Source organism: Roseisolibacter sp. H3M3-2, from assembly GCF_029211165.1.
GTDB lineage: Bacteria > Gemmatimonadota > Gemmatimonadetes > Gemmatimonadales > Gemmatimonadaceae > Roseisolibacter.
This window is the reverse complement of sequence record NZ_JARGEK010000011.1, coordinates 1-25,533: the sequence shown is the minus strand read 5'-3', so window position 1 is coordinate 25,533 and position 25,533 is coordinate 1. Positions and strand designations below refer to the sequence as shown.

At 75.0% G+C, this 25,533-nt stretch carries 26 protein-coding genes; 11 read left to right on the top strand and 15 right to left on the bottom strand.

Annotated features, from left to right (window positions below; all coding sequences use genetic code 11):
- Nucleotides 1-3: 3 nt before the first annotated feature.
- Nucleotides 4-1,275, bottom strand: a complete 1,272-nt coding sequence (locus PYV61_RS02255; RefSeq protein WP_275827873.1) for a patatin-like phospholipase family protein — start codon at nt 1,273-1,275, stop codon at nt 4-6.
- Nucleotides 1,276-1,418: 143 nt separating this feature from the next.
- On the opposite strand from PYV61_RS02255, the gene PYV61_RS02250 reads away from it, so the two are divergent.
- The 11 genes from PYV61_RS02250 (at nt 1,419) to PYV61_RS02200 (ending at nt 12,618) form a co-directional block, all read left to right on the top strand.
- Nucleotides 1,419-2,786, top strand: a complete 1,368-nt coding sequence (locus tag PYV61_RS02250; protein ID WP_275827871.1) for an APC family permease — start codon at nt 1,419-1,421, stop codon at nt 2,784-2,786.
- 40 nt (nt 2,787-2,826) lie between these two features.
- Nucleotides 2,827-4,056: an aminotransferase class V-fold PLP-dependent enzyme gene (locus PYV61_RS02245; RefSeq protein ID WP_275827869.1), complete on the top strand. Its 1,230-nt coding sequence runs from the start codon at nt 2,827-2,829 to the stop codon at nt 4,054-4,056.
- Nucleotides 4,057-4,082: 26 nt separating this feature from the next.
- Entirely contained in the window at nt 4,083-4,319 is a 237-nt protein-coding gene (locus PYV61_RS02240; RefSeq protein ID WP_275827867.1) for a hypothetical protein, read from the top strand.
- Entirely contained in the window at nt 4,316-5,233 is a 918-nt protein-coding gene (locus tag PYV61_RS02235; protein WP_275827865.1) for a serine hydrolase, read from the top strand. Before PYV61_RS02240 ends, PYV61_RS02235 begins: the two co-directional genes overlap by 4 nt.
- Before the next feature lie 43 nt (nt 5,234-5,276).
- A complete protein-coding gene (locus PYV61_RS02230) occupies nt 5,277-5,663 on the top strand; it encodes a hypothetical protein (RefSeq protein ID WP_275827863.1) in 387 nt (128 codons plus the stop codon).
- Nucleotides 5,664-5,709: 46 nt separating this feature from the next.
- Complete coding sequence (locus PYV61_RS02225) at nt 5,710-6,663, top strand: pseudouridine-5'-phosphate glycosidase (protein WP_275827861.1); 954 nt, start codon at nt 5,710-5,712, stop codon at nt 6,661-6,663.
- Nucleotides 6,664-6,752: 89 nt separating this feature from the next.
- Nucleotides 6,753-7,874 carry a tetratricopeptide repeat protein gene (locus tag PYV61_RS02220; protein ID WP_275827858.1) on the top strand — a complete coding sequence of 374 codons (1,122 nt, stop codon included), beginning with the start codon at nt 6,753-6,755 and terminating at the stop codon, nt 7,872-7,874.
- A gap of 139 nt (nt 7,875-8,013) precedes the next feature.
- Entirely contained in the window at nt 8,014-9,186 is a 1,173-nt protein-coding gene (locus tag PYV61_RS02215) for a tetratricopeptide repeat protein (RefSeq protein WP_275827856.1), read from the top strand.
- 50 nt (nt 9,187-9,236) lie between these two features.
- Complete coding sequence (locus tag PYV61_RS02210; protein WP_275827854.1) at nt 9,237-10,160, top strand: ABC transporter ATP-binding protein; 924 nt, start codon at nt 9,237-9,239, stop codon at nt 10,158-10,160.
- Nucleotides 10,157-11,092 carry a hypothetical protein gene (locus tag PYV61_RS02205; RefSeq protein ID WP_275827852.1) on the top strand — a complete coding sequence of 312 codons (936 nt, stop codon included), beginning with the start codon at nt 10,157-10,159 and terminating at the stop codon, nt 11,090-11,092. Before PYV61_RS02210 ends, PYV61_RS02205 begins: the two co-directional genes overlap by 4 nt.
- A 110-nt stretch (nt 11,093-11,202) precedes the next feature.
- Nucleotides 11,203-12,618, top strand: a complete 1,416-nt coding sequence (locus tag PYV61_RS02200; protein ID WP_275827850.1) for a pitrilysin family protein — start codon at nt 11,203-11,205, stop codon at nt 12,616-12,618.
- A gap of 26 nt (nt 12,619-12,644) precedes the next feature.
- Here the strand turns inward: PYV61_RS02200 and PYV61_RS02195 are convergent, their stop codons facing one another.
- The 14 genes from PYV61_RS02195 to PYV61_RS02130 all read right to left on the bottom strand — a co-directional run.
- The gene (locus PYV61_RS02195; RefSeq protein WP_275827848.1) at nt 12,645-12,905 is read right to left on the bottom strand and encodes a hypothetical protein; all 261 of its coding nucleotides are present in this window, start codon (nt 12,903-12,905) and stop codon (nt 12,645-12,647) included.
- A gap of 137 nt (nt 12,906-13,042) precedes the next feature.
- Nucleotides 13,043-13,438: a hypothetical protein gene (locus PYV61_RS02190; RefSeq protein WP_275827846.1), complete on the bottom strand. Its 396-nt coding sequence runs from the start codon at nt 13,436-13,438 to the stop codon at nt 13,043-13,045.
- A 217-nt stretch (nt 13,439-13,655) separates the two neighbouring features.
- Nucleotides 13,656-13,913, bottom strand: coding sequence for a hypothetical protein (locus PYV61_RS02185; RefSeq protein ID WP_275827844.1), 258 nt, complete (start codon nt 13,911-13,913; stop codon nt 13,656-13,658).
- A 133-nt stretch (nt 13,914-14,046) separates the two neighbouring features.
- A complete protein-coding gene (locus PYV61_RS02180; RefSeq protein ID WP_275827842.1) occupies nt 14,047-14,415 on the bottom strand; it encodes a hypothetical protein in 369 nt (122 codons plus the stop codon).
- 135 nt (nt 14,416-14,550) lie between these two features.
- The gene (locus PYV61_RS02175; RefSeq protein ID WP_275827840.1) at nt 14,551-15,009 is read right to left on the bottom strand and encodes a hypothetical protein; all 459 of its coding nucleotides are present in this window, start codon (nt 15,007-15,009) and stop codon (nt 14,551-14,553) included.
- 143 nt (nt 15,010-15,152) lie between these two features.
- The gene (locus PYV61_RS02170; protein ID WP_275827838.1) at nt 15,153-15,395 is read right to left on the bottom strand and encodes a hypothetical protein; all 243 of its coding nucleotides are present in this window, start codon (nt 15,393-15,395) and stop codon (nt 15,153-15,155) included.
- Nucleotides 15,396-15,551: 156 nt separating this feature from the next.
- Nucleotides 15,552-15,938, bottom strand: coding sequence for a hypothetical protein (locus tag PYV61_RS02165; RefSeq protein WP_275827836.1), 387 nt, complete (start codon nt 15,936-15,938; stop codon nt 15,552-15,554).
- A 209-nt stretch (nt 15,939-16,147) separates the two neighbouring features.
- A complete protein-coding gene (locus PYV61_RS02160) occupies nt 16,148-16,468 on the bottom strand; it encodes a hypothetical protein (protein ID WP_275827834.1) in 321 nt (106 codons plus the stop codon).
- Nucleotides 16,469-16,637: 169 nt separating this feature from the next.
- The gene (locus tag PYV61_RS02155; protein WP_275827832.1) at nt 16,638-20,327 is read right to left on the bottom strand and encodes a carboxypeptidase-like regulatory domain-containing protein; all 3,690 of its coding nucleotides are present in this window, start codon (nt 20,325-20,327) and stop codon (nt 16,638-16,640) included.
- Between the two features lie 381 nt (nt 20,328-20,708).
- On the bottom strand, nt 20,709-20,924 hold the full coding sequence (locus tag PYV61_RS02150; protein WP_275827830.1) for a hypothetical protein: 216 nt from the start codon (nt 20,922-20,924) through the stop codon (nt 20,709-20,711).
- Nucleotides 20,925-21,895: 971 nt separating this feature from the next.
- The gene (locus PYV61_RS02145) at nt 21,896-22,351 is read right to left on the bottom strand and encodes a hypothetical protein (RefSeq protein ID WP_275827828.1); all 456 of its coding nucleotides are present in this window, start codon (nt 22,349-22,351) and stop codon (nt 21,896-21,898) included.
- Nucleotides 22,352-22,768: 417 nt separating this feature from the next.
- Complete coding sequence (locus PYV61_RS02140) at nt 22,769-23,173, bottom strand: hypothetical protein (protein ID WP_275827826.1); 405 nt, start codon at nt 23,171-23,173, stop codon at nt 22,769-22,771.
- A gap of 499 nt (nt 23,174-23,672) precedes the next feature.
- On the bottom strand, nt 23,673-24,647 hold the full coding sequence (locus PYV61_RS02135; protein ID WP_275827824.1) for an integron integrase: 975 nt from the start codon (nt 24,645-24,647) through the stop codon (nt 23,673-23,675).
- Nucleotides 24,648-24,868: 221 nt separating this feature from the next.
- The coding region (locus PYV61_RS02130; RefSeq protein WP_275827822.1) for a helix-turn-helix domain-containing protein at nt 24,869-25,533 on the bottom strand (665 nt) is incomplete at its 5' end.

Genomic DNA, 25,533 nt, shown 5'->3' with positions numbered 1-25,533 from the left:
GCGTCAGGCCGCGGGCGGGACGTCCACCTGGCCGCCGAGGACCGCGTCGGCGGGCTCGGCGGCGCGCACCTCGGCGAGGCCGGGGGTGGCCGAGGCGGGGACGACCGCCGGCGGCAGCACGACCGGCGTCGCCGCCAGCGCCGGCGAGGCGTCGAGCACCTCGGTGCGGATCGCCGCCGTCGGGCAGCTCCGCACGAAGCCGCCGTCGGCGGCCGACCACGAGAACTCGTGGCTGAGCGCGAACGCCTTGCCGTCGGGGGCGAGCGCCATCACGCGCGGCGCGAGCGCGACGCACAGCCCGCACCCCGTGCAGCGCCCGCGGTCGACCGCCACGCGCACCGTGCGGCGCGGGAAGATCCCGCCCGGCGCGGTGAGCAGCGCGTCGAGCCCGCGCAGCGCCTCCTTGGCCGCCCGGTACCCCTCGGCGATCAGCTCCTCGGCGCGCCCGAACACGAACCACCCGATGTGGTTCACGCGCGGGCGCACGAGCAGCATCGGCGGCCCCTCCCAGTGCGCGAGCGGCGGCGCCTGCAGCGCCTGCATCATCACGCTCGCCGAGCGCATGAAGATCGACGCGAACCCCTGCGCGTGGATCGTCGCGTCGGGGGAGAGGTCGGCGTTGCCGACGTCGACGGCGATCACCGCGTCGACCGGCGGCGCGCCGCCGTGCCGCGCCGCGATCGAGACCGGGAGGTTGTCGATCGTGCCGCCGTCGACGCACACGCGCCCGTCCACCCGCCCCGGCGGGAAGAACCCGGGCAGCGCGCACGACGCGTAGACGGCGTCGCGGATCGGCACGTCGCGCAGCCCGGGGAGCCCCCAGACCACCTGCGTGCCGAGCGCCACGTCGACCGTGTTCACGAGGAGCGGGGTGCGCAGCCCGTCGAAGTCGCAGTCGGGGACGACCGAGTCGACCAGCGCGCGCAGCGGCTCCGGCAGGTACAGCGACGCCGAGCGCATCCGGTCCACCAGCATCCCGTAGTGGTTGATGCGGAACAGGTCGCGGCGGCGGAGGGCGCGGGCGCGCGCCGCCATGTCCTCCTCGTGCACCCCGCCGGCGTGGGCGGCGCCCAGCAGCGCGCCGATGCTCGACCCGGCGACGACGGCCGGGCGGATCCCGCGCTCGCGCAGCGCGCGCAGCACGCCGATGTGGGCGAACCCCTTGAGCCCCCCGCCGCCCAGCACGAGCGCGACGCGCGGCGCCGCGCGCGAGACGACGCGCGGCGCCAGTCGGGCCGTGGGCTGGTCCCCCTCGGGCGTGCGGGATCGGGGCATGGCTCTCCTGCGCGGGTGCGGCGACGTGCACGGCTGTCGACACGCCTCTCTACCGGGAGACGCCGCCGGGGTTCCGCCGGTCACGCCTCGCGGACGTCGAACGAAAGAAGCGCGCCAGTCGCGGCGCGCGCTACATTGGCGCCATGCCCACTCCCACCGCGAGCGCCTCCGCCCCCGCCGGCGGCCGCGACGCCGCCCTCGTGCGCGCCGTCGGCACCTGGGGGCTCGCCGCCGGCATCGTCAACGTCACCATCGGCGGCGGGATCTTCCGCCTCCCCGCCGGCGCCGCCGACGCGCTGGGCGCCGCGGCGCCGCTCGCCTACGTGCTGTGCGCGGTGGCGATGGGGCTGATCGTCGTCTGCTTCGCCGAGGCGGGGAGCCGGGTCTCGCTCACCGGGGGGCTCTACGCGTACGTCGAGGTGGCGTTCGGCCCGTTCCTCGGCTTCGTCACCGGCGTGATGCTCTGGGCGAGCATGAGCGCCGCGCTGGCCGCCGTCTCGACCTTCTTCGCCGACGGGCTGGTCGCGCTCGTCCCGGCGCTCGGCCCGGGGGCGGGGCGCGCCGCGGCGCTGCTGCTGGCGCTCGCCGTGCTGGCGTGGCTCAACGTGCGCGGCGTGCGCGGCGCGAGCCGCTTCAACGCCGTCATGACGGTCGCCAAGCTGCTGCCGCTGGCGGTGTTCGTCGCGCTGGGCGCGGCGGCGGTGTCGGGCGCCAACCTCGCCGTCGAGCGCGCCCCCACCACCGACGCCCTCGCGCGCGGCGGCGCGTTCCTCCTCTTCGCCTTCCTCGGCGTCGAGGCGGCGCTGGTGCCGAGCGGCGAGGTGCGCGAGCCGGCGCGCACGGTCCCGCGCGCGCTGTTCGTGGCGATGCTGGCGGTGACGCTGGTCTACCTCGCCGTGCACGTCGTCACGCAGGGGATCCTCGGCCCGGCGCTCGCGCGCTCCGCTACCCCGGTCGCCGACGCCGCGGGCGCCGCGCTCGGCCCGGCCGGCCGCACGATGATCCTCGTCGGCTCGACGATCTCGATGTTCGGCTACGTGAGCGGGATGACGCTCGGCGTGCCGCGCATCCTCTACGCGTTCGGGCGCGACGGCTTCCTCCCGGCGGCGTTCGCGCGCATCCACCCCGAGTTCCGCACCCCGCACGTCGCGATCGTCGCGCAGGCGCTGCTCACCGCCGCCCTCGCGCTCAGCGGCGGCTTCGAGCAGCTCGCCCTGGTCGCCAACGGCGCCGGCCTCCTCGCCTACGCCGCCTGCGTCGCCGCCGCGTGGCAGCTGCGCCGCCGCGACGTCCGCCAGGGCGGCGGCCTCCCCTTCCGCACCCCGTTCGGCGGCGTCGCCCCGGTGCTGGCGCTGCTGGTGATCGCGTTCCTGCTCTCGGGGCTGACCTCGCGCGAGTGGGTCGCACTCGCCGTCGTGGCGGGGCTGTCGGTGCCGGCGTTCTTCCTGGCCAGGAGGAGGGCGGGAGTCGAGAGTGCGGGAGTCGACGAACCGGGAGTCGATACGGCGTAGTGCGAGCGCGGTTACCACTCCCGTAGTGACGACTCCCGTAGTGACGACTCCCGCCGTCGAGAAGGCCATGGACGACCTGCTCCGCTTCCGCCCCGAATTCCCGATCCTCGCGTCGAGCACCTACCTCGTCTCCAACTCGCTCGGCGCCATGCCCCGCGCGACCGGCGACCGGCTGGCGGAGTACGCCGAGGTGTGGGCGACGCGGGGCGTGCGCGCGTGGGCCGACGCGTGGTGGGAGCTGCCGGTGCGCGTCGGCGACGAGATCGCGCCGCTGATCGGCGCCGCGGCGAACGAGGTGGCGATGGTCGCCAACGTCTCGCTGGCGCACGTGGCGGTGCTGTCGGCGCTGGACTTCGCGGGCGGGCGCGACACGATCGTCATGACCGCGCTCGACTTCCCGTCGGTGCGCTACGCCGTCGAGGGGATGGCGGCGCGGCTCGGGGCGCGCGTGGTCGTGGTGCCGGCCGCCGAGGACGGGATGTCGGTCGACGAGGACGCGCTGTGCGCGGCGATCGACGCGCGCACGCGGCTGGTCGCGGTGTCGCACGTCCTCTTCCGCTCCGCGTACGTCATGGACGCCGCGCGCATCGCGCGCCACGCCCACGACGCCGGCGCGCTGGTCATGCTCGACGCCTACCACTCGGTCGGCGTGCTCGCGGTGGACGTCAGGGCGCTCGGCTGCGACTTCCTGACCGGCGGGGTGCTGAAGTGGCTGTGCGGCGGGCCGGGCGGGTGCTTCCTCTACGTGGCGCCCGACGTCGAGGCGCGCGCCGGGCGGGCGGTGCGCCCGGCGCTCACCGGGTGGCAGGCGCACGCCCGCCCGTTCGCCTTCGAGGACACGATGGACCACGCGGCCGGCGCCTGGCGCTGGCTCTCCGGCACCCCGTCGGTGCCGGCGCTGTACGCCGCCCTGGAGGGGCCGCGGCTCGTCCGGGCGGCCGGGATGCCGGCGGTCCGCGCCAAGAGCGAGCGGCAGACGGCGCGCCTCGTCGCGCTGGCCGACGCCCGCGGCTACCCGGTGCGGGCCCCCCGTGACCCCGCCCGGCGCGGCGGGACGGTGGCCTTCGACGTCCCGCACGGCTACGAAGTGGCGCAGGAACTGCTCGCCCGCGACATTGTCATCGACTACCGCCCGGGCGCGGGGATCCGCGTCGCGCCCCACTTCTACACGACCGACGACGAGCTCGAGGCGGCCGTGGCCGCGATCGACGAGATCCTCGCCGCCGGCGCGTGGGAGCGGCACGCCGGGCGGCGCGCCGTGGTGACCTGACCTTCCCCCCAGCCCGAACCCGCGCCATGAGCTCCGCCCCCAAGCGAGTCCGCAAGCAGTACGTCAACAGCGAGTACCCGCTCGTCATCATGCGCTTCGAGGACGGGCACGAGATCAAGGTCTACAAGGGCACGGGCAAGGAGTTCGACGCCTACCCGGGCGAGACCATCAAGCTGCTGGCGATGTACGACCCGACGTCGCACGACCGCGAGCTGGTCGCGACCAAGAAGTCCGACGAGTTCCCGGACGCCGCCGACGAGTGAGCGTCGCCCGCGCCCTCCTCGCCGCCGCGCTCCTCGCCGTCGGTGCGGGGGGCGCGGATGCCCAGCCGGCGCGCGCCGACACGGCCGCGCTGCGCCGCACCCTCGACGCCCTGGTCGACCGCTATGAGCGGGCCGGCCGGGGCGTCGTCGGCTACGCGGTCCGCAACCTCGACACCGGCGAGCGCCTCGACCGCCGCGCCGCCGAGACCTTCCCGACCGCGAGCCTGATCAAGGTCCCGATCCTGGTCACGCTGCACGACCTGGTGGGGAAGGGGATGATCGCGCTCGACGACCCGATCACGATCCTCCGGATCGACCAGGTCCCCGGCGCCGGGCAGCTGCAGTTCCTCCACCCCGGCGTGACCGTCACCGTCGGCGACGCGGCGCGGCTGATGACCACCATCAGCGACAACACGGCGACCAACCTCCTGCTCGACCGGATCGCGATCCGGCGCGTGTGGGAGAAGATGGAGGCGCTCGGGCTGCCCCACACGAAGGTCCACTCCAAGACCTTCCAGCGCTTCACGTCGGTGGCGATGGACAGCTCGGCGAAGTACGGCCTCGGCGTCACGACCGCCGACGAGATGGCCACTCTGTTCGCCCGCCTCGCCGCCGGCACCGCGGTGTCGCCGGCGGCCGACTCGGCGATGCTCGCGGTGCTGGCCGACAACGAGGACCGGCTGCTCCTCCAGCGGCACGTCGACGGCGTGCGCGCCCCGCACAAGACCGGCGCCACCGACTCGGTGCGCACCGAGTGCACGCTCTGGGAGCTGCAGTCGCGCGTCGTCGCCTGCGTGCTGACCAAGGAGAACAAGGACACCCGCTGGATCGCCGACAGCGAGCCGCAGCTGCTGATGGCGGAGCTGGGACGCGCGATCGTCGGCGCCTGGCCGCGCCGCGCGCCGCGCTCCTGAGCGGCGTCCGGGCGCCGGCACGGCCCGTGCTCGCTCGGGCGGCGTGCCCACCGCCCGCGTCCTCCTCGCCCTCGCCCTGACCGTCGCGCCCGCCGCCGGCGCGCAGGAGGTCGGCGTCCCCCTCCCGCCGCCGCGCCCCGCGCCGGCGACCGTCGCCGCGCTCGACTCGGCGGCCGACTCGACGCGGCCCAAGCCGTGGCGCGCCGACACCGCGGCCATCGTCCAGCGGCTCGACCTGCAGGCCTGGGTCGACTCGGCGGCCCCCGCGCTCCAGGCAGCCCCGCGGCCCGCCCCGGCGGTCACGGCCCCGGTGCCGCGCGCCGAGCCGGCGCCCCCGCCGCCCATGCCGTCGCCCTCGCGCACCACGCCCCGGACCCCGCCGCGCCGCCCGTCGGCCGAGGCGGGACGGCCGGCCGCCGGACGCCCGTAGCGCGCGCCGGTAGCGACGGGAGGGCGGGGCGCCTACGATCCGCCGCATGCCAGACCGCCCGTCGCCCCTCCGCCTCACCGCCGCCGTCCGGGAGGCCCGCGACGCCGGGCGCCCGATCGTCGCCCTCGAGAGCTCCGTCCTCGCCCAGGGGCTTCCCATCCCGGCCAACCGCGAGGCGGCCGACCGGATGACGGGAGCGGTCGAGCGCGCCGGCGCGGTCCCCGCCGTGACCGCGGTCGTCGCCGGCACCCCGACCCTCGGCCTCGAGCCGGCGGAGCTGGAGCGCTTCCTCGCCCGCGACGGCGTCCGCAAGGTGTCCGCGCGCGACCTCGCCGCCGCCATGGTCCGCGGCCACGACGGCGCCACCACGGTCGCCGCCTCCCTCGCCCTGGGTGCGCTGGCCGGGGTACCCGTCTTCGCGACCGGCGGGATCGGCGGGGTGCACCGCGAGGTCCCGGGCGTCCCCGCCGAGCGGTGGGTGCGCGACGAGTCGGCCGACCTCCCCGAGCTGGCGCGCTCGCCGATGCTCTGCGTCTGCGCCGGCGCCAAGTCTATCCTCGACCTGCCGGCGACGCTGGAGCGGCTGGAGACGCTGGGCGTGCCGGTCGTCGGCTACCGCACCGACACGCTCCCGGGGTTCTTCACCGTCGACACCGGGCTGCGACTGCCGGCCCGGCTGGACACTCCCGGGGAGCTGGCGGCGTTGTGGAGGCACCACCGCGCGCTCGGGCGCCGCCAGGCGGTGCTCGTGGTGCAGCCGCCGCCGGCCGACACCGCCCTCCCGCGGGCGCTGGTCGACGGGGCGGTGGCGGACGCGCTCGCCGACGCGGCGGCGGCCGGCGTCAGCGGGCCGGCGGTCACCCCGCACCTGCTCGCCGCCGTCGAGCGGGCCACGGACGGGCGTTCGCTGGCCGCCAACCTGGCGCTCCTCGAGGCCAACGCCCGCCTCGCCGCCGAGGTCGCGGTCGCCCTGGGCGGGACCGCCCTGGCGGGGGCGTGAAAGGTGCGCTGCCGGTTCCACGCAACATTGAACTCGCCCGCGCCCGGACTGTACTATAGACGTACCCGATCAGGCGGAGGACTCCGAGAATGACCAACCCCTTCCTGAGCTCCGAGGAGTACGACGAGCGCGCGCACGCCCTCTACAACGAGGGGAAGTACGACGACGCGCTCGACGTGCTCAAAGAGGGGCTCTCGCTCTACCCGCTCGCGGTGGAGCTGCACGTGGGGCTGGGCTACGCACGGCTCGCGCGCGAGGAGTACGCGTGGGCGCGGCGCGCGTTCGACGAGGCGCTCGTCCTCGACGGGGAGCACGAGGACGCGCTGGCGGGGCTCGGCGAGGTGCTGCTCAAGTTCGGGCAGCAGGACGTCGCGCTCGCCCAGTTCCAGCAGACGCTCACCCTGGGCTACCAGGACGACATCGAGCTGATGCTGCAGATCGGGCGCGCCTGCTTCCGCGAGGGGCTGATCGACGAGGCGCGCTCGTACTTCGAGATCGCGGTGCAGGAGGCCCCCGACAACGCCGAGGCGGTGGCCTGCGTCGGCTACGCGCTGCACCGGCTCGGCGACGACGAGGGCGCGGCCGCCGCGCTCCGCCGCGCCCTGCAGCTCGACGGCGAGCACGTCGAGGCGCGCGTCTACCTCGGCAACCTGCTGTACGACCGCGGCGAGTTCGAGAGCGCGCTCTACCACCTCGACCGCTCGACCCCCGAGGACCACTGGGACGAGCTGGGAATCTGGCGCCTGCTCGAGCTCAAGAAGTCGATCTACCGCCTCGCCGACGACGACGCCGAGCTGAAGCCGTGGGAGGCCCGCCTGCAGGAGCTGGCGGGGGAGCCCGACGCGATCGACGAGCTGCTCTCCGAGATCGAGAGCGGCGAGGAGCAGGAGCCGCAGCTGGAGCTGTTCGCCGCCGAGGCGGCGCCGCCGACCGAGCGCACCGACGAGCCGACGGTCCCGCCGGCGCGCCTCGAGAGCGGGCGCCACAGCGTCGTCACCAGCGAGGGGCGCGAGATCGACGGCACGTGGGAGGAGATCGTGGGCCTCCTGCGCGACGCCAGCGGCGAGTTCTCCGACCGCTCGGTCGACGACTTCATGTCGGCGGTCTCGCGGCGGCAGTACGGCAAGACGGGGGTGCGCATCTCGGCGCGCGACGCCGAGTCGTTCATCCGCGGCAGCGCCGACGCCGGGCTCCTGCGCATCGTACGCTGAGCGGCGCCGTCCCCGCTGGGGGACGCCGCCGTGCACCGCCCCGGACGACGCGCACCGGCTCCCGGCCCCCCGCCGGGGGCCGGTCGCGCGTTCCGGCGCCCCCGGGCAGTGGTCGGTCCCTTGCACTGACGACCTCCACATGACTACCCCGAACCACCGCACCGCCATGGCCGCGCTCGATGCGGCCCGCCCGCTCATCGCCCGGCTCGACCCCGCCCGCCACCCGGAGGAGGTCGCGGCCGACCTCATCGAGGCGTGGGGCGCCGTCGAGACGTCGCTCCGCGCCCTGCTCGGCGGCTCGGCGCTCGGCGGTCAGGCGCTGGTCGGGGAGGTGCGGCAGCGCGGGCTGCTCGACTACCGGCACGCGCACGACCTGCTCGGCTTCCTGGCGGCGCGGGACCGGGCGTCGCGGCAGGGGCACGTTCCCGACGCCGCCGACGTCGACGCGGCGCGCACCGGCTTCCAGTCGCTGGAGGCCGCGCTCGGGATCGGGATCGGCGCGCTGACCGGCGTGCACCGCACCGTGGACGGGCCGCTCCCCGCGCCGACGCCGCCGCCGCCGCCGTCGCGCGGGCCGGGCGCGTCGCCGCTCCCCCCGGGCCCCGCGTCTGGCGCGCGCGGCGGGCTCGGGAACGCGCCGCTCGCGGCCGACCCCCTGCCGGCGCTCGCGTCGTCCCGGCGGCGGCTCCCGTCGCGCCCGCTCATGGCGGTCGGGGCGGTGCTGGCGGCGGTGCTCATCGCGGGCGCCATGTGGTGGGCCGGCAGCCGCGGCACCCCGGCCGGGCTCCAGCGCGGCGTGCTCGCCTACCAGGCGGGGCAGAAGGACGTGGCGCGCCGCGAGTTCCAGGCGGTCGCCGAGGACCGCGAGGACCTCGCGCTCCCGCGCGTGTGGCTGGCGCGGCTGGCGCGCGAGGAGGGGGACTACCAGCGCGCCGCCACCGAGCTGTCGCGCGGCATCTCGGGCGAGCCGGGGAGCTCGATCGCCCAGCGCGAGATGGGGCAGCTCCAGCTCCAGATCAACAACCCCACGCTGGCGATCAACTTCTTCAAGCGCGCCATCGAGCTCGACCCGGCCGACCGGGTGGCGCAGGGGTGGATGGCCTGCGCGCTGACGCGCGTCGGCAACGTGCAGCTCGCGCAGACGTTCTCCGGGCGCGCGGGGCAGGGCGACTGGTCGGGGTGTGTCGCGGCGACCCCGCAGCTCGTCGTTCCGCCGGGCGCCATGCCGGGCGCGCCCGGCGCCGTCCCCGGCGGGCTCCCCCCCGCGCAGTACCCGGCCGCGCCGTACCCGCAGACCGCGCCGCGCCCGTAGCGACCCGCCCGTCGCGAAACCGGGCGGCGCACCGCCTCCGTAGTGGCCGAGTGCCCTCCCTCATCGAGTTCCGCGGCGTCGGCAAGCGCTACCAGCGCCCCTTCGCCTCCGACGTCGTCGCGCTCGAGGACGTCTCGTTCGACGTCCACGCCGGGGAGGTGCTCGGCATCGCCGGCCCCAACGGCGCCGGCAAGAGCACCCTGATCTCGATCCTGCTCGGCTACGTCCCGCCGAGCCGCGGCGAGGTGCGCATCGCCAACCGGCCGGTGCGCGAGTACATCGAGCGCCACGGCGTCGGCTACCTCTCCGAGCTGGTCGAGGTCGACCCGCGCTGGACGGTGACCGAGGCGCTGCGCCGCTACGGCACGCTGGCCGGCGTGCCCTCGGTGCGCCTCGAGATGCGCACCCGCGAGGTGATGGCGCGCCTCGGGCTCGAGGAGTTCCACGACCGCCCGTTCCGCAAGCTCTCCAAGGGGAACAAGCAGCGGCTCGGCCTCGCCCAGGCGCTGCTGCGCGAGGAGCGGGTGCTGATCCTCGACGAGCCGACGCACGGCCTCGACCCGCTGTGGATGATCCGCTTCCGCGGCATCCTCGCCGAGTTGCGGCGCCCCGGGCGCGCGATCCTGGTCGCGTCGCACAACCTCGAGGAGCTGGAGCGGCTGTGCGACCGCGTCGCGATCCTCGACCGCGGGCGGGTGACGCGCGTCGTGCAGGTCGGCGAGATGCTCCCCCACACGCACGAGACGCTGTACCGCCTGACCGTCGCCCGCGGCGCGGACCGCCTCACCGAGGTGTTCGCCGAGGCGACGGACCTCGGGCGCGGCGACTGGGCGGTGAGCGCGCCGACGCTGGAGGCGCTGAACCACGGCATCGCGGCGCTGATCGAGCGCGGCGTGCTGCTGGCCGGCGTCGCGCCGGCGCAGAGCGCGCTCGAGCAGGTCTTCCACGACGCCATCGGCGAGGTGCTGCTGTGATCGCATTCGACGGGAACGCCCCGGCCCCCGACCGGGCCCGCACCGCCCGCGCGCTGGAGGGGCTCACCGCCGCCGCCGGCCTCGTGCCGCAGCCGGCCGGCGCCCTCCCCGCGCTCGACGACGACGACTTCCTCGCCACCGACGAGTCGCTGGAGCTGGAGCCCGCCGAGGCGCCGCTGCGCCGCTACCTGCGCTACCAGGTGCAGGACTTCGTGAAGCAGCGCGCGGTGTGGCTGCTCGCCCTCGGGCTGATGGGGATCTACTTCTTCTGGGACAACTACGACCCGGCGCAGATGGCCGAGCGGATGCGGAGCGCTCCAGGCGGGGGCACCGAGCGGGTCCCCGAGGCCGAGTCGTTCCGCGGCATCACGCTGGCGCTGTCGTCGGCGTTCGCGCTGCTGGCGACCGTGTTCTCCGTGCACGGCGTGGTGTCGCAGGAGCGCGAGCGGGGGCTGCAGCGCTTCCTGTTCGCCAAGCCGGTCGCGCGGGTCCCGTACTACCTGCAGAAGCTCGGCGTGGCGTTCGCCGGCACGCTGGCGCTGACGCTCGTCGTGGTGCTGCTGGGCGGCCTCGTGTTCGGCCGCGCGGTGCCGGTGGAGCAGGCGCTGATGCTCGCGACCGCGCTGTTCGCGTCGGTCGGCGGGCTGGCCTTCCTGCTCTCGACCCTGGTCCGCTTCGAGGGCGGCATGGCGCTCATCGCCACGCTCGCCGTCATCCCGCTGCGCGAGTTCTCGCAGGAGACCGACATCCCCTACCTGCGCTGGCTGGGCGAGCTGCGCGTGCTGCTCCCCCCGGTCGAGCACCTCGGCCCGCTGGTCGACCCGTCGATCAACGGCGACCCGCTGCGGGCGATGCTCTACGCCTTCGGCTACGGCGCCCTCTGCGTGGCCGCCGGGATCGCGGTGCTGCGCCGCCGGTCGATCCTGACCTGAGCGGGGCGTTCCGGCGCGGCGGCACGGCCGGTGCGCGGGGGGCTTTGCCGAGCGGGGACGTCCGACCATCCTCCGGTCGGACGTCCCCGCTCCGCATCCCGGACCCGCGCATGCCGACCGACCCCGCGCCCCTGCTCGACCCCGCGACCGTGCGCCGCACGGTGCTCCCCAACGGCCTGACCGTGCTCGTGCGCCGCGACGCCTCGGCGCCCGTGGTCGCGATCAACACGTTCGTGCGCGCCGGCTACTTCGACGAGACCGACGACGTCGTCGGCGTCGCGCACGTGCTGGAGCACATGTTCTTCAAGGGGACGCCGACGCGCGGCGTCGGCGAGATCGCCAAGCAGACCAAGGCGCAGGGCGGCTACCTCAACGCGCACACGATCTACGACCACACGAGCTACTACGCCGTGCTGCCGGCGTCGGGGTTCGCCGAGGGGCTCGACATCCAGGCCGACGCCTACGCCAACTCGCTGGTCGACGCGGGGGAGCTGGCGAAGGAGCTGGAGGTCATCATCCAGGAGGCGAAGCGCAAGCTCGACAACCCGGGCGCGGTGACGGTCGAGACGCTGTACGCGCTGCTGCACGACCGCCACCGCATGCGCCGCTGGCGCATCGGCACCGAGGAGGGGCTGCGCCGGCTGGCGCGCGAGCACGTCGCCGGCTTCTACCGCACGTACTACCGCCCGAGCGCGACGGTGCTGGCGATCGTCGGCGACGTGGACCCGGACGACGCGATGGCGCGCGTCGCGGCGCGCTACGGCGCGCTGGCCGACGGCGCGGTGCCCACCGACCGCGGCCCGCACGAGGACGGCGCGCCGGGGTTCCGCTACCGCGAGCTCGCCGGCGACGTGCAGCAGGCGCAGTTCGCGTTCGGCTGGCGCACGCCGGGGACGCGCCACGACGACACGCCGGCGCTCGACCTCGCGGCGGCGGTGCTGGGGACGGGGCGCGGCTCGCGGCTCTACCGCGCGGTGCGCGAGCGCGCGCTGGCGGCGCACGTCGGCGCCTACGACAGCACGCCGACGGAGCTGGGCGTCTTCGTGGTGCACGCCGAGGGGGACCCGGCGCGCCTCGCCGACGCCGCGCGGGCGTCGTGGGGCGAGGTGCTCGCGCTGCGCGCCGACGGCGTCACGCGCGACGAGCTGGCGCGCGTGCAGCGCATCGCCGAGGCGCGGTGGCTGCGCCGCCTCGAGTCGATGGAGGGGCAGGCGAGCTGGCTCGCCGAGTGGGAGGCGCTCGGCGACTGGCGGCTGGGCGAGGAGTACCGCGCGCGCATGCTGGCGACGGATGCCGACGCGGTGACCGCGGCCGTCCGCCGCTGGCTCGACCCCGACCAGGCGGGCGTCGTCGTGTACCGCCCCAACGCCGCGCCCGCGGTGGCCGCGGACGCCACCGCGTTCCGCGCGCTGCTGGCCGCGCCCGGCGAGAGCGTCGCCCGCGCACGCTACCCGATTGTGAGACAGGGCGCACCCGCGCACAACCTCATGCTCCCCACGCGCCCGTCTGCTGCAACGCCACGTTAGCTCGCACGCGAGACGGGCGCTCGCCCTCAGAGACTCAGCCGCGGGAACCACACCCCGCGGACCACGACCGGCCCGGCGTTCGGTACCACGTGGGCGGCGTCGAGCGTGGAGACGTCCACGTCCGGCGTGACCCCGGTGATCACGGCCTCCGGCGCGAACCGCGCCCGCGTGGCCTCCGCGAGTTCGCGCGCCTCGGCCTCGGAGGCGGCGGTGACGCCGATGCCCGGGCCGGCGGAGAGCATGAACCAGAAGCGGCGGAGCGCGCGATGGCAGGTCGGGTCAGCCACGAGGGATGTGTGCGAGCTAACGCCCGAGTTCAGCTGCGGGCCCTCTGAGTCGCGGGCGCGCTGCCCTCGATTGTGCGACGCGGCGCGCTCGCGCACAACCCGATGCTCCCCACGCGCCCGTCTGCTGCAACCCTTCGTTAGGCGTCCCCGCCGCGAACTTCGGCCCGTCGATCATCTGTGGCCCCACCCGCGGTGCGCGTTCGCGTGGTGACGAAGGTGTACCGGCCCGGGACCGCGCAGCCGGCCAGCCGGACCGGCGCGAAGCGCGTGCTCGCCAGCAGGCGACGCACGGCGGCCGCGTAGCGCGCGTCGGTGCTGCCGCGGATCTCCAGCTGGGTCGTGTCGGCCGTGCCGTCGGGCCGCACCAACACCGTGACGGCGACCGATGCCCCAGGCGCGACGTCGGCGCCGAGCCGCGGCGGCCGCATCGCGCGGGGCCCCGGCGCGAGCGCGAGCTGGGCGAGGGTAGTGTTCGCCGCCACGCTGTCGGCGACCGCCACGCAACGCGGATCGGCGGGAGCGGCGTTCGCCACGGGCGTGGGCTGCGCGTGGGTGCACGCCGCCAGCGGGAGAAGCGGGAGGAACACTGCGGCACGGCCGCGGAGCGTCAACATGCAGGCGCGTACGGAGAGGAGGATGGTGGACGCCTAACGCTCGAGTTCAGCTGCGGGCAGGTTACAACCGTCGCGGCGTAGCCGCCTCCGCAGCCTGCCCGTCAGCTGCAACGCCACGTTAGGCCGCGCGCTCACCTCAGCGCGGCCGCGCGCGCCCCGCACCCGGCGGCGGGTCCTCCCCCGGGCGGCGCCGTTCGTCCTGCGCGCGCCGTCGCAACTCCGCCTTCTGCCGCGCCGTGAGCTCCTGGAAGGGCACGCCGCGCGCCGTCGCGCACGCGGCGCACAGCCGCTCGGGCGGCGCGGAGCCGAGCGGCCGCGGGTACACGGCCGTGACGTACACCCGGAGCCGGCACGCGGTGCAGAGGAACTCGTCGAGGTCGAGATCGAACTCCATGCCGAAGTCCGTGGCGGGGTGCGGTCTAACGCCCAAGTTCAGCTGCGGGCGAATCTACCCTTCGCCGAGGCGCAGCCGAGGCATACCATAGCTCGCCCGTCAGCTGCAACGCCTCGTTAGGTGACACGGCGCGTCAGACCACTACGTCGCCCGGCTGGATGGAGAAAGACTCGTACTGTGGCGAGCGGTCGAAGACCCGAAGTTGGTGCCCGGATTCGAAGCGCAGGGTGAAGGATTCGGGGGCGGCCACCTCGTAGCCCACCACCTCGCCATTGAGAATCGCGTGGAACCGGTACGTCTCCCGCTCCGTGGGGTCGACGTCTCGGTCGAGGAGCTGCCCGTCGGGACCGACCAGCTCCCAGTCACCCTCGACGCCGAGCACCGGCCGCACTCCGCCGTCGAACCGGAACTGAAGGATGTACCGCCCCACGCCGATCTCAGTCAGGGTGGTGCCGCGGAACATCTCGAGGTGCCGACCGAGGTCGGCGGGGACGCCGTGCATCGCTGCCGACCGATGAGGGTGGGTGTCACCTAACGCCCAAGTTCAGCTGCGGGCGAATCTACCCGAGGCCGCGCCGGAGGCGAGGCTACTCCGAAACTCGCCCGTCTGCTGCAACGCCACGTTAGGCGACGCGATTCACCCGTCTGCGTGCCAGCACACCTCGAAGCCGCTGCCGCAGATCACGCCGCGCGGCCGGGGGACGGCCGCCGCGCGCCCCCGGAACTCGCCGCGACGCACAAACCGGCGCGTCGGGTCAACCGCCAGCAGCGGCGCGAGCGTCGCGCGGAGCGCGTCGTAGCGGGCGCGTTCGCCGGGCAACGCGCCCCAATCCTCGTCCCGCTCGGGCTCCTCCAGCTGGCCGCCGTAGTACGCGATGCTGAACCGCTCCTCGATGGCCCCGGCCTCCGCCGCCAGCGTCGCGAACTCCGGCGCGATGGGGCTGAGCGCGAACCGGCCGTCGTGCCAGTCTCCGGCGGCGGCGTCGAGCGCGAGCGAGCGGTAGACGTGCGGCGCGCCGCCGCAGTCCGCTACGCCGAAGCGCGGCGTGTCATAGAACTCGTCGACCGTGTAGACCCGCTCCCACTTAGGTGTCATGCCGTTCCGGATGCGTGGCGTCGCCTAACGCCCAAGTTCAGCTGCCGGCATCGAGCCGGCGGGCGCGACGCGCTCGATTGTGCGATGCGGCCCGCCCGCGCGCCACCTGATGCTCCCCACGGCCGGTCAGCTGCAACGCCACGTTAGGCCGGCGGGTCGCCGTCCCCACGTCCGACGTGGTCGATGGACGCCCCCATCGCGCGCATGGCGCGCGCGAAGAGGACCCCGGCGAGTACGCCGCCCAACAGGTAGCTCGCCAGCGTGACGGCGAAGCGTTCGGTGAGGAGGCTCGCCGGGGCCAGTCCGTAGTCGCGCCCGTGCGTGACGAGCGCCATCGACACGCCCCAGGGCAGCCCGAAGTAGCGCACGCCGGGCGAGGCGAGCACGCGGCGGAGTCGGCGCGGTCGTGGCAGAGGCGGGTCGGTGAACACTCGAGGAGGATAGTCGCGGCCTAACGCCCGAGTTCAGCTGCGGGCGGACATCATAGCGCCGAGCCAGAGGCGAGGCGAGTCCGAGAACCGTCCGTCAGCTGCAACACCACGTTAGCTCGCACGGGACGCGGTGGCCGCTTGCCGAAACTCGCGCGCGAGCACCACCGAGACGCCGAGCGCCACGAGGATGATCGCCCCGTACTCGTCGACATCCCACCGGCTCGGGTGACCGGACGCCACCAGCGTGATCCCCGTCGCCACCATAAGGCCCACGCCGAGACTGACGACGGCCCGGCCGAGGCCGTGGCGGAGGGCCGGCCGACACAGGCCGATGGCCGCGCCGGCAACCGCGCCCAGCACGACGTACGATATGACGGCTGCCGGGTAGCTGACGCCCTGCCGCTCGAACGCGCGCGTGCCGCCGGCCACACGCATGACGGTGGCGACGAGCGCGTATGTGCCGGCTACCCCGAGCCCGCCCCGCACGCCCCAGCGCACGTCGGCGCGGATCCCTCGGCTGCTCGGGGAAGGTTGGGCGGGTTGCATTTCGCAGGTCGGTAGTGTGCGAGCTAACGCCCCAGTTCAGCTGCCGGCATCGGGCCGGCGGGGGCGATGCCCTCGATTGTGCGACGCGGTGCGCCAGGGCACAACCTGATGCTCCCCGCGGCCGGTCAGCTGCAACGCCACGTTAGGTGACGAGCGCGTCGTCACCGGCTCGCCGGGAAGGTCCTCAGGATGCTCACCGAGTCCCCCGGCCCGACCTGGACCGGGAAGACCAGCAGCCCGCGCCCCTGCCCGCCAGGGGCGACCTCCTCGAGTGAGAGCTCAACGAAGACGCGATCCGGACCGCGGTTGAGCCGACCGTGCACGCGCAGCGAGTCCGCGTAGAGCTGGGCGACCGCGGCACGTGCACGTGCGACGGCGGTGGCGCTGTCGAGCGGCGCAGCCGTGCCGGGCGCGGCAGCTGGCGCGCCACACGCTGCGGAGATGATGACGATTAGCGTGCGGGTGAATCGGGGACTGCGCATGCGTGTGCGGATCGACGATGCTCGCGTCACCTAACGCCTAAGTTCAGCTGCGGCGCCGAAGCTCGCGGGCGCGTCGCGGGTGGCTCCGCTCACCGGCGTCGGCGGGCGGCACACCACGATGCGTGAGGGCGCCGTCTGCTGCAACGCCACGTTCGACAGCACGCAGGGATCAACGTGGCGCGGGTGCACGCAACGGATCAAGAGCCACAGGATACTGGAAGTTCTGCCGGTACGTCTTACGCTCGCGAGCGGTGCGTGAGAGCATGGTCACGAGCACCGGAATCAGCTGCCGCTGCGCCGGCGTCAGCACTGCGTCAGCGATCTCCGGCTGCTCCCAGAAGATCTGCCAGTATGCGCGCTCGGTGGCCGCCACGCTGTCGAGCTGCGCACGTCCGGCCGGGGCGCCGCCGGCGGCGGCGAGGAAGCGGCCCAGCGGCAGGTAGACCGCACGCACGCGCTCCGCGTACACCGAGTCACTCCGACGCAGGGCGGCGATCTGCGACTGGCTGAGGAAGAGGGAGTCGCTCTGCGCGAGCAGGAGTCGGTGGATGCTCGAGGTGTTCGCCAGATAGAACGCGGCAATCGAGTCTGCAGAGCGCGCGACCCACCGGCCTGTGGACGCGCGCATCGGCTCCAGCGCGCGACGCAGCCGCTGCAGGTCGTAGTCCGTCGACCAGTCGAGGGAGAAATCGAGCGTGACGCGGAACGGGGTACGCAGCAGGGTGCTGGCGCTCCGCGTGTCGGCGAAGCGCGGGTTGACGTCGTAGCGGAAGCGGCGCGCCTCGGCGTCGAAGCCCCGGGGCACGAGCAGCACCGGGTCGGGCAGCGCCGCCGTGCCCCACCCCCGCGCCCTCCCCGCTCCGTGCACGAGCTGGTCGATGCCGCCGAGGACATTCTCGAGGTAGACGTTCGCCTGCAGCCGCCCGTACCACTTGGCGGGCACCGGCAGGCGCGGGCTCCACTGCACGTTGAGCGTCTGCGTCCACGGCCCGCGACACCCATTGCGCGCCGCGACCCGACCGGCGAAGGCGTCGACGCAGCGGCGCGCCGCCGGCGCGCCGTCGGCAAGCAATGCGCGCAACTGCGCGGCGAGCACCGGATCGCGCTCGGCCCCGACGTCGGGCACGAACGCCCGGTCGCCACCCTGACCGTCGCCGTTGACGTCCCCCTGCACCAGGGGGGTGAACGGGAGCCCGGATTGCAGGCGCGAGAACAGCGTGAGCGCCCCGAGGCGCTGAGTGACCACGCCCGTCTGCAGCACGACGATGTGGCGCGCGTCGCCGGATCCCGGCGCCCACTCGCGCACGCGCGGATCGCCGAACGCCGCGCCGTCGAAGCCACGTAACTGGCGCCGGACGCCCTGCAGCGTGTACGCGGCAGAGGTCGCGAACGCCGCCCCGCCATTCGGCCGCCGGGGGATGTCGGGGGTGAGCGTCAGGGTGAGCTGCCCGCCGCGCCCGCGCAGGTCGCTCGCGCGTACGCCCACGCGGCCGAACTCCGGCGTACGTCGCGAAGCCGCCGCGGACACCGCGCCCGAAGCCGGGTCGACCGCCGTTGCCGGCACGAACACGGGGCGTCCCCCCTCCGTGGCATCGAGCGCGAGGCGCGGCACGCCGGCGAAGTTCGCGTCGACGAGTCCCGGCTGCGCTAGGTCGTACGACGCCAGCGCGCCCGCGCGCACCATCCACCGGCCGAAGTTGGTGTTCCAGTCCAGCGACGCGCGCCAGCTGCGTGGCACGTCCCAGCGCGGGTCGAGCAGCGCGACCGCGGGGGCACGCTCCGCCAGCACGCCGCTCCCGTCGACGCAGCGGTCGGGGACCGCCGTCGGGTCGGCGAGCAGGCGTGCCCAGTCGGGCACGGGCGCTGCGCCGCCGACGCAGGACAGCAGCAGCGTGCTGCCCGGGAGCCCGGCCCCCGCGGCCGCGTCCGCAATCATGCCGGGGCGCAGCAGGTCGCGGAACTCGCCGATCCCGCCGCGCACCACGCCGGCGACTGGGCGGTGGAAGCGGCCGAGCGGCGACATCGCGCTGCTCGCACGGTTGCGCGCGTCGCGGTTGTACGTCCAGGTGAAGCCCGCGCGGGGGCTGACGTGCCAGCGCAGGGGCGCGACGCCGGTCCGGACGTCGAGCGCCTGCTCCAGGGCCACGTTCCGCGGCGGGGCGCCGCCGAAGCCGCCCGCCTCCAGCCGCGCGCCCCAGAGCACGCTGAAGAACCGGGACGGCGCCCACTGGTGCGCGAGCGCGGTGGCGCCGTTCCACGTGCGTCCCGCGCGCACGGGCTGCGCGAGGGTGCGCGTGTAGCTCGCCGCGCGACCCGCTTCGACGTCCGCCAGCGAGTTGAAGGTCCAGCGTCCGAGCAGGCTCCCCTCGGGCTCCTGCCGCAGGCCGTCGGCACGCCCCCAGGCCAGCGCCTTGAAGCGGTGGCGCGTCCCGCCCGCGTTCCAGATCGTCTCGTTCGCACCCTCGAGCGTCCAGCTCTCGCGCGCGGCGGGCAGCGTGCCGCCCCCGCCGAGCGCGAGCACGCCCAGGTCGGCCTCCCCGGTGCCTTCCCCGTCGTCCGCGGGGGAGCGCACGAGCACCGCGGCGCCGGGTAGGGCGAGGTAGGGCGCGACCGTGCCGCGCGCACCACTCGCGGAGAGACGGACCTCGTTGAGCACGCGCCGGCCGGCGCCGAGGAAGTCGCGCTGCACGAACTGCGCGCCGGCGGTGCGCTCTCGACGCTCGGCGGCCGTCGAGGGGGCGACGAGTGGGCCTGCGCCGAGCGCCCCCGCATCCACGAGCGCGGCGTAGCTGGTCAGGGTGCGCACGCGCAGGGAGTCGCGCGTGTCGTCCAGGCGGCCCAGCCACGTGAGGCCGTCCCGCCGCCGCGCCACCGGCACGCCTGCCGCACCGACCGGGAGGCCGATCCGGCCGGCGAGGCCAACCAGCCGGGTCACCGAGTCGGGCGCGATGCCCCCGCGCCGCAGCGTCGCCGCGTTGGCCGTGAGCAGCGTGGCGGGATCGCTCGTCGTGCGGGTGACGTCGAGCGCCACATTGTAGGTCAGGGCGCGGCGAATCAGCTCGCCGTTCGCGCCCACGCTGGCCCGAATGCCGCCGCTCTGCGCGCCGGTGGCCCGGCCGACGGCGTCGGTGACGTGCAGCTGGGGCGCGTCCAGCGTCACGAAGGCGGTCCGCTCCTGGATGGTGCGGCTCCCGGCCCCGAGCCGCACGTCGATGTTGGCCCCCGAGAAGCCGCCCCGGGTGGGGTCGTAGGTGCTGCCGGTGACGCGCGTCTCCGTGCGGGCGGCACGCGGCAGGCCGCCGAGCGGCAGCGCCATGCCGTTGAGCGTGGTCAGGTTCGACTCGGCGCTCGCGCCCAGGATCGACGCCCCGCCCGGCGTGAGGGTGACCCCGGGCATCGTCCCCGCGACGGCACCGAGGTCGTTGACTAGCGATGGTGGCACTTGGGCGTTCACGCCCTCCTGCCAGCGCTCCGACGCTCCGGGCTCCGGGACGAAGGGGCCGACGGTGTTGGTCGCGCGCGTCGGACGCTGCGCCTGCACACGCACAGCCGCGAGCACCGAGAGATCGCGGGCGAGCTGGAAGTCGACCACCAACTCGCGTTCGGTGCCCTGTCGCTGCACGCGCCGCCTGGCGGGCCGGTAGGCGGGGGCGCTGACCGCGACCAGGTAGTCCCCGGTACCGTCCGCGAAGCGGACGAGATACCGTCCGGCGCTGTCGGTGGTGGTCTGCTGCGTGAGCCGGTCGGGCCCGCGGGTGACGTGGATGGCGGCACCGAGCACCGCGCGCGCCGAGTCGTCAAGGACGCGGCCGCGGACGATCTCGGGCGTGCCCTGCGCAGCCAGCGGAGAGATACCCACCCCAAGTACGAGCACAAAGAGGAGCACCACCGGCGTCCGGTCGCACGCGAGCGCAGTAGGAGTACGATCACTGGGTATCGCGCGCCGACGACTCGACGTCATCAATGCCTCCCCAAGACACGCTCAGATCGTGGAAGTGCCTGGCACAGCGCTCAGTGCCCGCCCACAACGCCGCGGAGTACAGAAGCAGAAGCTGCTCCGAGCGAGACATCGTGTGTGCTGTCGAACGCCCAAGTTCAGCTGCGGCGCCCCCGCCGGGACGACACCATGATGCTGCGCACGCGGGCGCCGGCGGGGGCCACTCCATGATGCGTTACCCGCGCCGTCTGCTGCAACGCCACGTTAGCCAGCAGGCGCGTCGGCCGGCGCCCGCACGCCCGCTCACCCTGCGTAGACGCGCAGGCCCGAGAGGCCGATCTTCCGCGCCGCGCTCTCGAGCGCCTCGCGGTCGGCGCGCTTGAGTAGCTGCTGCGTGGAGACGAAGCGGTCGGCTCCGTGAAGGATCCCCACCTCGCCGGTCCGGCCTTTCACCGCGAGGGCTGCGAGGACGGTCCGCAGCACCTCCGCCTCTGCGGCCGTGAGCTTCACTTCTGGCATGCGTGCGATGCGAGATCCTGTGTTGCTGGCTAACGCCCGAGTTCAGCTGCGGGCATCGAGCTCGCCCGCGTGCGGAGCTCGATTGTGCGACGCGGGACGCCCGGGCGCCACCTGATGCTCCCCGGGGCCCGTCAGCTGCAACGCCACGTTAGCCCGCGCAGCGCGGGGGCGCTCGCCGGAGGAGCGCAGCGCCAGCGGCAGACGGAATGGCCCGCGAGGAAAAGGGCGGCAGCATGAGCAGCGGCAGACCGAGAGGCGCAAACGGCGGTCGACGCACCGACGGAGCCATCCCGGCCGCGGCGCCCGGCGACGGGCTAACGCCCGAGTTCAGCTGCGGCGCTCCGAGCCGAGCGCGCGCGGCGGCGCCGAGGCGGGCGCGGGAGCCGAGCCGGAGGAACCATGATGCCCGCACGGCGCCGTCGGCTGCAACGCCCCGTTGGGTGGCAGACGCTCCGCAGAACAGGCGACGAAAAACCGGCACCAGCGGACAGGTGGCAAGAGCGGAGCGACAAGAGGGCGGCGACAGGTGCGCAGCACCGTAGCGAGCGACGGTACCGACGGACGAGTCCACCCAACGCCCAAGTTCAGCTGCCGGCCCGGAGGCGGCGGGCGCGACGCCCTCGATTGTGCGATGGAGTTGGGCCGCGTACAACCCGATGCTCCGCCCGGCCGGTCTGCTGCAACGCCACGTTAGCCCGCGCAGCGCGTTGACGCGTGACCGACGCGCCCCGCGCCAGCAAGCGCGTGGCCAGCAGCGGAGGCGCAGCGGCAGCGGAAGCCGCGGTCGGAGGAGCGGAGAGGGTCGAACGGGTGCGGCGGAGCCGTCCCGCACGAGACGCCCGGCGACGGGCTAACGCCCGAGTTCAGCTGCCGAGCCCCGAGCCGAGCGCCCGCGCGGAGGCCGAGCCGGGCTCGGAGGCGCGCCCGGAAGCAACCTGATGCTCGGTCGCTCGGTCAGCTGCAACGCCACGTTAGCCGGCCCCGCGCGCTTTGCTCTCAAGGTGTCGGCGGACGGCGCGCGGGTGCTCCAACGCGACGGCCACGCCCCCACACGCTGCGACAATGAGCACGAGCCCCCAGCGCACACGGAAGGGCGCGGGCCCACGCGGGTCGGCCGCTAGCGACAGGGCCACGGCGAGCGGCAGGGTGCAGAGCGCGCCGAGCAGCGCCGCGACGCGCCGGTGCCGCCACCACGGCCCGAAGGCGGCGCCGAGGAGGGAGGCGAGCGCCGCCGCGACCGCCACGGCGGCGGCCCGCACCCAGAGGTCGTACTCCGTCCCTCTCTCCACGCGGTAGCGCGACCCGCCGGCTATCCGCAGCAGGTCGAGCAGGGCCACGCTCGGGGCGGCGATCACCGCCAACCACGCGCCGAGCAGTAACCGGCGTGAGAGCCGGGGATCGGTGAACGACAGGTCGCGCAGGCGCATGATCAGTGTGGTCCGGCTAACGCCCGAGTTCAGCTGCCGGCCCCGAGCCGGCGGGGGCGACGCGCTCGATTGTGCGACACGGTCGGCCGGATCACAACCTGACGCTCCCCCCGGCCGGTCTGCTGCAACGCCACGTTAGCCCGCGCAGCGCGTTGACGCGTGACCGACGCGCCCCGCGCCAGCAAGCGCGTGGCCAGCAGCGGAGGCGCAGCGGCAGCGGAAGCCGCGGTCGGAGGAGCGGAGAGGGTCGAACGGGTGCGGCGGAGCCGTCCCGCACGAGACGCCCGGCGACGGGCTAACGCCCAAGTTCAGCTGCGGCGCTCCGAGCCGAGCGCGCGCGGCGGCGCCGGGCCGGGCACGAGCGCCGAGCCGGACGACCCATGATGCTCGCGCGGCGCCGTCAGCTGCAACGTCACGTTAGGTGGCTACCGGCCGAGCGAGGGCTGCCAGGTCTTCGGCGAGCGGCCGGAGCACCGTCTGGTCAGTCTCGAACGCGAATCGTAGCGACTGGCCGAGCGCCGAATACTCGGTCGCCGTGCCCGAGACGGTCACGACGCCGCGGGCGGAGACGTCGAACCGGACGAAGTTGTCCTCGTAGCGCGTGCGGAGTTCCGCGGCGCCCGCCAGGTCTCGATCCATGATCCGGAGGTCGTCAATACACGCCGCCAGATCCGAGGGCTCGAACCAGAAGGACCGCGCGAGCACGAAGCCGGCGGACCGCACGTGGAGCTCGCACTCGTACCCGTCCGCCGGTCCGAGGCGGCGTACCCGGCGGAACGCGAGTGACGGATCGTCAGTGTGCGTGCGAAGGACGACGTCCATGTGAGAGTGCGTGGAGCCACCTAACGCCCAAGTTCAGCTGCGGCGCTCCGGCCCGAGCGCGCGCGACGGCGCCGAGCCGGGCACCAGAGCCGAGCCGGAGAACCCATGATGCGCGCACGGCGCCGTCGGCTGCAACGTCACGTTAGGTGGCGGGGTGCCGGGCGCATAGGAGCACCACGGCACCGAGCGCAAGCTCGAGATGCTGCGGCAGAAGGGCCGAGCAGCTACGCCAAACGGCAAGCGCAGCGAGCGGCGGAGCGCAGCCGACGGGGCGGGTGCGGGGCGTCCCGGCGACGCCACCTAACGCCCATTAGGTCGAACTACATAACCCGCCGCCCCGCGACCTAACGCGCAGCAGCGCCAGCGAGCGCGCAGCCGTAACCTGCCCCCGCGCCACACGTTGCGCCATCCACGCCTCCCACCGCCTGCCGCTTCGGCTGCCCCACCCGCAGCCTAACGCGCCGCGCACCGACGCCGGGCGCCCAGTCGTCATCCGGACTCAGAACACGTCCGCCGGACTCCGCACCCCCCGCCCGCCCCGGTTCAGCACGTGCGTGTACACCATCGTCGTCCGCACGTCCCGGTGCCCCAGCAGCTCCTGCACCGTGCGGATGTCGTAGCCGTCCTCCAGCAGGTGCGTCGCGAAGCAGTGCCGGAAGGTGTGGCAGGTGACCCGCTTCTCCACCCCCGCGCGCGCCGCCGCCTCCGGCACCAGCCGCTGGAGCACCGACGGATGCAGGTGGTGCCGCCGCCGCTCGCCCGTCGCGCGGTCCACGTACTGGCGCGCCGCCGGGAACACCCACTGCCACGCCCACGTCCCGGCCGCCGCGGGCAGCTTGCGCGCGAGGGCCCCCGGCAGCGCCACGCGCCCCGCCCCGGCCGACAGGTCGCGCGCGTGCTGCCGCCGGACCAGGCGCAGGTGCGCCATTAGTGGATCGACCGCGGCGGCCGCCAGGACCGTGACGCGGTCCTTCTGCCCCTTCCCGTTCCGCACGCGCAGCTCGCCTCGCTCGACGTCGACGTCCTTGACCCGGAGCGTCAGCGCCTCGAGCAGCCGCAGCCCGCCGCCGTAGAGCAGCCCCGCGGCCAGCGCGGGCGGCCCCCGGAGCTCCGCGAGCACCGCGCGCACCTCGGCGCGCGACAGCACCACCGGCAGGCGGCGCGGCCGCTTGGCGTGGACCACCGTGCCGAGCACGGCGAGCGGCTCGCCCAGCACCTCGTGGTAGAGGAAGCGGAGCGCCGCGAGCGCCTGGTTCTGCGTGCTGGCGCTGACCCGCCCCCGGCGCGCGAGGTCCGAGAGGAAGGCGCCCACCTCCGCGGCGCCCAGCTCGCGCGGGTGCCGCAGGCCGTGGTGGCGCACGAAGCGCCGCACCCACGCGACGTACGCCTCCACCGTGCGCGGGCTGTAGTGGCGCACCAGCAGCGACTCGGCGAGTCGCGGCAGCAGGCGTGGTGCGTGGGGACGGTCGTGCATGCGAGGCGTCGGCGAGCCGGAGGTCGCGAACTGTCGCGCGCGGCCGTCGGACCGCGCGACACGGCGTGCGATCACGCTGCACCCTCGGTGCCCGCTCGGCCGGACCCCGCCGCCGCGACGCGGTACGATGCGACGCGACCGGTCGCGAGGGCGTGTGGGACCGCGTCGATCGTGCGCCGTCGCGGCCGTCGCGACCGCCCTGCCGCCGCGCTACCGTGGCGTCAGGGCGAAGCCGGATCGATCCCCGACGCCTCCGGCGCGACCTGCGCCCCACGACCCATCGTCCCCCACGGGATCGTGCGCTCGAACGCGACCGGCCCGAAGCGCCGCACCAGCGGCGCCGCGTGCGCGTCGCGCCGGTAGACCGACGGCGCCGTCCCCATCACCCGCGTGAACTCGCGCGTCATGTGCGCGTGGTCGGTGTAGCCGACGCGGTGGGCGAGCTCCGACAGCGTCGCCGCACGCGGCGCCCGACGCTCGCCCGGCCGCGCGTAACGCACGGGGCGCGACGCGTCGTCGCGGACGTCGTCCGGCACGGCGCGAGACAGGGGATCGCGGCCGTCCGTGTCGCGCGCGAGCGCCTGCCGCGCCCACGCCTCCTGCTCCAAGGCCTCCGCCACCGCGCCCACGCGACGCGTCCGCTGGTACGTGCGCGGCGCGAAGCCCACGTGCTCCGCGAACAGCCGCTCCAGCGTCCGCTGGCTCACCGCCAGCACGCGCGCGATCGCCGCGACGCGGGCCGCTCCGTGGCTCTCCACGTCGCCCGGCCGGTCCCCCGCCGGCTCGGCGGCCCGGTCGAGCAGCGTCAGCGCCGAGCGCACGCGCGACACCGCGGCGTCGTGCCCGGCGCGCGCGCGGCCGCGCGCCACCAGGCGCCGGGCCAGCG